The organism is Frankia sp. CcWB2, from assembly GCF_977927585.1.
The window spans coordinates 41518-45111 of sequence record NZ_CDWRCM010000004.1 but is presented as its reverse complement, the minus strand read 5'-3'; the positions used below and the strand labels follow the sequence as shown (position 1 = coordinate 45111).

The following is a 3594-nucleotide window of genomic DNA, read 5'->3' as shown; positions in this document are numbered from 1 at the left end:
CCGGTCGCGGGGGAACCACGCCGCGGCGAAGCGGTCACGGGGCTAGCCGATCATGGGGGACGTAATGAAGTAACAAATACGTGATCGAGAGCATCATCACAGGTCACAGGCCTGTGGAGGGTTCGAAACGCGCAAGTTATTTCATTTCGACTCCATGGCGGTCACCGCGGCGAGGAGCCGCCAGGCAGCCGCCTTATCGAGCGGCTCATTGCCATTTCCGCATTTGGGCGACTGGACGCACGACGGGCACCCCGCCGGGCACTCACACGCTTCGATCGCGTCCCGGGTCGCAGCCAGCCAGGCACCGATTCGGAGAAATCCCCGTTCGGCGAAACCCGCCCCGCCGGCGTGTCCGTCGTAGACGAAGACGCTGGTGCGTTCGGTGTCCGGATGGCGCGCGGTCGAGACACCGCCGATGTCCCAACGGTCACAGGTCGCGAACAGCGGGAGCAGACCGATCGCCGCGTGTTCGGCGGCGTGGACGGCGCCGGGGACGTCCGCCGGCTCGATCGCGGCTCGGGCAAGCAGGTCGTCGGACAGCGTGTACCAGACGGCCCGGGTTCGCAGCTGACGCGGCGGCAGATCGAGAGGCTCCTGCCCGAGCACCTCGCCCGTCGCGATCAGTCGCCGCTGGTATCCGACGACCTGGCTGGTGACCTCGACCACGCCGAGGTGCACCTCCACCTCGGGCAGCACCCGGGATCGCGACGACTCCACCACCCTGATGTCGGTGTGGTCACGCGCGGTGGTCGTCCATTCCGGCGTCGACTCGCATACGAACGCGACGGATTCTTCGTGGTCGAGGTCCTCGACCACGAAGCTCGATCCCTGGTGAAGATAGACCGCACCAGCGTGCACCGTCGTGTGCGAGGTCGCGGCGTCCACAGTGCCCAGGAGCCGGCCGGTCCGCGCTTCGACGATGCGAACCGGTGGTCCTCCCGCCCCTCGGATGTCCACATCCGGCCGGGCCCGTTGCGTCCAGAACCAGCCCGTGGGCCGGCGGCGCAGCCGTCCTCGGCGGACCAGGTCGTCGACGGCGAACGCAGCGGTCGGTCCGAACAACGCCAGATCCGCCTCGGTCAGCGCCAACTCGGCCGCGGCGCACTCCAGGTGCGGAGCGAGCACGTAGGGATTGTCGGGGTCGAAGACGCTGGCCTCCACCGGCCGTCCGAAGACGGCTTCGGGATGATGCACCAGGTAGGTGTCAAGCGGATCGTCCCGGGCGACCAACACGGCCAGCGATCGCCGGCCATCCCGCCCGGCGCGCCCGGCCTGCTGCCAGAGCGAGGCGAGCGTGCCAGGAAAACCGGCGGTGACGGTGGCGTCCAGCCCGCTGATGTCCACCCCGAGCTCGAGTGCCGGCGTCGCGGCCGCCCCGAGCAGGGCGCCCGAGCGGAGATCCTCCTCCAGGGCCCGTCGCTCCTCCGGCAGGTAGCCCGCCCGATACGCCGCCACCCGGTCGACGAGGTCTGCAGCGATCCGACCGAGTTCGCGGCGGGCAGTCACCGCCACCACCTCGGCGGCCCGTCGCGAGCGGACGAAGACCAGGGTGCGCACACCGTCCGCGACGAGGTCCGCCAGCAGATCCGCGGACTCGGCGGTCACCGACCGGCGGACGGGGGCGCCGTTCTCGCCCGGGCCGGGCGCGGAGGTCGGGTCCTCCCGGTCCGGCGAGCTCTGCCCGGCCGTGAGCAGCGGAGGTTCGTAGAGCACGAAGTCCAGTGGCCCCCGCGGAGATCCGTCGACGTCGACCACCTCGACCTCCACGCCGGTGAGCCGTGCGGCCAAGACCCCGGGATCGGCGACGGTCGCGGACGCGAGCAGGAACACCGGATCGGTCCCGTAGCGCGCGCAGATCCGCCGCAGCCGGCGGATCACCGCGGCCACGTGTGCGCCGAATACCCCTCGGTAGCCGTGGCACTCGTCGACGACGACGTAACGCAGGCCGCGCAGGAACTGGGCCCACCGCCGGTGGAAGGGCAGGATGCCACGGTGGAGCATGTCGGGGTTGGTCAGGACCAGGCCGGCGTGCGCCCGGACCCAGTCCCGTTCGGCCGCCGGCGTGTCCCCGTCGAACGCGGCGGCCCGGATACCGGTGAGCCGCAGCGACCGCACGGCTCTAAGCTGGTCGTGGGCCAGCGCCTTCGTGGGCGCCAGGTAGAGTGCCCGGGCACCGGGCTCGGCGAGCAGCCGGGACAGCACCGGCATCAGATAGCCAAGCGACTTGCCCGAGGCCGTGCCGGTCGCCAGCACCACGCTGCGCCCGGCGTACGCGGCCTCGGCGGCAGCCGCCTGGTGGCTCCAGGGGCTCGCGATCCCGGCGGCCGTCCACCGTCCCCGCAGGACCGGATCGATCCAGTCCGGCCATGGCGCCGGGCAGCCGTCCCGGGCAGGGACGCGCTCGATGTGCGTCATGCACCGCGCTCGTCGCACGTCGCGGCGCAGCCCGGCAAGGGCCGTGTCCGCACCGTCGACATCCACCGGCGAGCCCACGACGATCGAGGATATGCGTCTCGACGCGGTCACGGCGCCCTTCAGCCGGACAAACCCCCGGAGCATCGCCCTCTCGGGCCCCCGGCCGACCGAGCCCGAGGATCCCGGATCCCGGTCCGGGGAACATCTCGGCGTGGCTACGGGCAGCGATGCCGACGACAAGACGACAGGCGGACCACAGAGTGTCCCCGCGGGACCAGCTGCGTCGAAACCGCCGATGCAGTCGGTCGACCCCCACACGAGCGCCAAGATCGGGGATACATTTCATCAGACGTCATCAGACGTCATCAGCCGGCGACGCCGCAACACCGGACCCGCGATCTGTGTCGCGGCACACCGGATTGATCCTCCTCGTGGGAGGGTAATGGCGCCGTGATGTCGGTCGCCCGAAGCACGGGACGGCCGGAGGCACACAAGGAGGATCCGTGGACCTGTCCCTCACGACACGCCAAGAAGGCAACCACACGGTCGTGGTGGTGGGCGGCGAGATCGACGTCTACACCGCGCCGAAGCTTCGCGAGCAGCTCATCGATCTCGTGTCCGGGGGGTCATACCACCTCGTCGTCGACATGGAAGGCGTCGAGTTCCTCGATTCGACGGGCCTCGGGGTCCTCGTCGGCGGGCTCAAGCGGGTGCGTGCGCACGAGGGTTCACTGCGTCTGGTCTGCACTCAGGAGCGCATCCTGAAGATTTTCCGGATCACCGGCCTGACCAAGGTCTTCCCCATCCACTCCTCCGTCGAGGAAGCCCTTGCCGCGAGCGACTGAGCCGGACATCACTCTTTCGCGAAAGGCAGGCCCGCCGTATGCCCACCGTTGAGCTGCGGTTCGCTGCCCTGAACGGGCACGTTCGTACCGCCAGGATGATCGCGACGGCGGTCAGCCGGCGCGCAGGAGTTCCGGTCAGCGCGGCCGATGAGATCAAACTTGCGGTGACGGAGGCATGCACCCGAGCGGTGCGCGTCAACCGCAAGCATGCGCCGCAGGCCCCGGTGCATGTCGCGCTCATCGACGGCGCCGATTCCTTCACCATCACGGTGGCCGACTGCGGTAGAACCGGAGACGAAGTCGCCCCCGGTCCGGACGGTGGCCTCGTCACCGC

At 70.1% G+C, this 3594-nt stretch carries 3 protein-coding genes; 2 read left to right on the top strand and 1 reads right to left on the bottom strand.

The features are described from left to right. Positions 1–141: 141 nt before the first annotated feature. Complete coding sequence (locus tag ACY45C_RS01420; RefSeq protein ID WP_462185865.1) at positions 142–2559, bottom strand: DEAD/DEAH box helicase; 2418 nt, start codon at positions 2557–2559, stop codon at positions 142–144. A 359-nt stretch (positions 2560–2918) separates the two neighbouring features. On the opposite strand from ACY45C_RS01420, the gene ACY45C_RS01415 reads away from it, so the two are divergent. Together ACY45C_RS01415 and ACY45C_RS01410 are read left to right on the top strand one after the other, a co-directional pair. Further along, positions 2919–3260: an STAS domain-containing protein gene (locus ACY45C_RS01415; protein ID WP_462185864.1), complete on the top strand. Its 342-nt coding sequence runs from the start codon at positions 2919–2921 to the stop codon at positions 3258–3260. A gap of 38 nt (positions 3261–3298) precedes the next feature. Further along, on the top strand, positions 3299–3594 hold a 296-nt coding region (locus tag ACY45C_RS01410; RefSeq protein WP_462185863.1), incomplete at its 3' end, for an ATP-binding protein.